Raw genomic sequence first — 2,673 nt, 5'->3', positions numbered from 1 at the left:
ACCCCGACCATCACCGAGATTGAAGTCATCCCCGTCGCCGGCCGCGACGGCATGCTCATGAACCTCAGCGGCGCACATGCGCCTTACTTCACGCGCAACATCGTGCTGGTGCATGACAGTGCAGGTCGCACCGGGGTGGGCGAGGTTCCGGGTGGTGAAGGCATACGTCTGGCGCTGGAGGACAGCAAACAGGTGCTGATCGGCCGTTCCATCGGCCAGCACCTGCAGCTGTTGCAAGAAGTGCAAAAGTCGCTGGAAGGTCGTGACACCGGCGGTCGCGGCTTGCAGACCTTCGATCTGCGCATCGGCGTGCATGCGGTCACGGCCATCGAATCTGCGTTGCTCGACCTGCTGGGTCAGCATCTGGGCATTCCCGTGGCTGCCTTGCTGGGCGAAGGCCAGCAGCGCGAGCGCGTGGAAATGCTGGGCTATCTGTTCTTCGTGGGTCCCAGCGACAAGACCGGCCTGGACTACGTCAAGCCCGGCGAAGATAAGCTGGGCCAAGACGACTGGACCCAGGTGCGCCACATGACGGCGATGACGCCCGAATCCATCGTGCGCCAGGCAGAAGCCGCTTACGAACGCTATGGTTTCAATGACTTCAAACTCAAGGGCGGTGTGCTGGCTGGCGAGCAGGAAGTCGGGGCCGTCACTGCGCTGGCAAAGCGCTTTCCGCAAGCACGCGTCACGCTCGATCCCAACGGCGGCTGGCTGCTCAAGGATGCCATCCGTCTGATGCGCGACATGCACGGCGTGCTGGCCTATGCCGAAGACCCGTGTGGTGCGGAGAACGGTTTCTCGGGCCGCGAAGTCATGGCCGAATTCCGCCGCGCCACGGGCCTGCCCACAGCCACCAATATGGTCGCTACCGACTGGCGCCAGATGGTGCATGCGCTGTCGCTGCAGTCGGTGGACATTCCCTTGGCCGACCCGCATTTCTGGACCATGGCCGGTTCCGTGCGCGTGGGCCAGACCTGCCGCGACTGGGGCCTGACCTGGGGTTCGCACTCCAACAACCACTTCGACATCTCGCTGGCCATGTTCACCCATGTGGCGGCTGCCGTCCCCGGCAAGGTCACGGCCATCGATACCCACTGGATCTGGCAGGACGGCCAGTACCTGACCCAGAACCCGCTGCAGATCAAGGGCGGTTTTGTGGAAGTGCCCAAGACCCCTGGCCTGGGCGTGACCGTGGACCGCGCCGCGCTGCAGCGCGCCAACGCCCTGTATCGGGAACACGGCCTGGGCGCGCGTGATGACGCCATCGCCATGCAGCACCTGATTCCTGACTGGAAATTCGACAACAAACGCCCTTGCATGGTGAGGTAGCAAACACCCCCTGAGCGGCTTTGCCGCTTCCACCTCTCTCGCTACGCGGGAGGGTGATGACGCCATCGCCGCAAGGCGGCTCTTGCTAGGTGTCTCTGGCCTGGGTCGCGCCAGTTTTTCACGCTGCGCCCTGATCTGAACAACGCTCTCTTCGCGTTCCTCTTTTTCTTACGGAGAACTTCATGTCCCGCTACGACAACCTCATCAACGGCCAGTGGGTCGAAGGCAAAAACTACGCCCCCAACACCAACCCCAGCGATCTATCCGATGTCATCGGCGAATACGCTCAGGGTGACGCCTCGGATGTGGAAGCGGCCGTTGCCGCAGCCGCAGCCGCTTTTCCAGCTTGGTCGGTCAGCGGCATCCAGGCCCGTTCTGACGCGCTGGACAAGATCGGCTCCGAGATTCTGGCCCGCAAGGACGAGCTCGGCGATCTGCTGGCTCGTGAAGAAGGCAAGACCCGTGCCGAAGGTATTGGTGAAGTGGCCCGTGCTGGCCAGATCTTCAAGTTCTTTGCCGGCGAATGCCTGCGCCTGGCGGGCGAGTCCCTGCCTTCCGTGCGTCCCGGAATCGGTGTGGAGATCACCCGCGAGCCCGTCGGAGTCGTGGGTCTGATCACGCCGTGGAACTTCCCCATCGCCATTCCGGCCTGGAAGATCGCCCCGGCCCTGGCCTTCGGCAACTGCGTGGTCTTGAAGCCTGCCGACCTGGTACCCGGCAGCGCCTGGGCGCTGGCCGACATCATTCAGCGCAGCGGCATTCCCGCCGGTGTGTTCAATCTGGTCATGGGCCGTGGTCGTGTGATTGGCGAAGCCTTGGTACAACACCCCGGCATTGCGGCCATCAGCTTCACCGGCTCGGTCGGCGTGGGCCGTGGCATTGCGGCAGCTTGCGTCGCCTCGGGCAAAAAAGTGCAGCTGGAGATGGGCGGCAAGAACCCGCAAGTGGTGCTGGACGATGCCGATCTGGCCCAGGCCGTGGAGCTGTCGGCGCAAAGCTGCTTTTACTCCACCGGGCAGCGCTGCACGGCGTCCAGCCGTCTCATCGTCACCGACAAAATCTACCCGGCCTTTGTCGAAGCCCTGCAAGCCCGCATGGCAAAAATCAAGGTCGGCGATGCCCGTGCCGCCGGCACCGACATTGGCCCCGTGGTCAGCCAGGCCCAGCTGGAGCAAGACCTGTCCTATGTGGAAATTGCCAAGGCCGAAGGTGCAGTCCTTGCTTCGGGCGGTGGCCGTGTGGACTGCCACACGGGCAGCGGAAAGCAAGGCTTCTTCATGCAGCCAGCTTTGCTGGTGGACAGCACGCCCAGCATGCGCATCAATCGCGAAGAAGTCTTCGGCC

General features: G+C 63.5%; 2 protein-coding genes. Both read left to right on the top strand.

What is annotated here, in order from left to right; all coding sequences use genetic code 11:
* Window positions 1–1,329, top strand: a 1,329-nt coding sequence (locus RR928_RS24685; protein ID WP_332684716.1) for an enolase C-terminal domain-like protein, incomplete at its 5' end; no start/stop codon positions are given.
* 182 nt (window positions 1,330–1,511) lie between these two features.
* Window positions 1,512–2,673: aldehyde dehydrogenase family protein (locus RR928_RS24680; RefSeq protein WP_332684714.1), on the top strand; the 1,162-nt coding region annotated here is incomplete at its 3' end.

Source organism: Comamonas sp. (genome assembly GCF_036666375.1).
Lineage (GTDB): Bacteria > Pseudomonadota > Gammaproteobacteria > Burkholderiales > Burkholderiaceae_C > Comamonas.
Note: the sequence above shows the minus strand (reverse complement) of the source record. Positions and strands in the feature narration are given on the sequence as shown.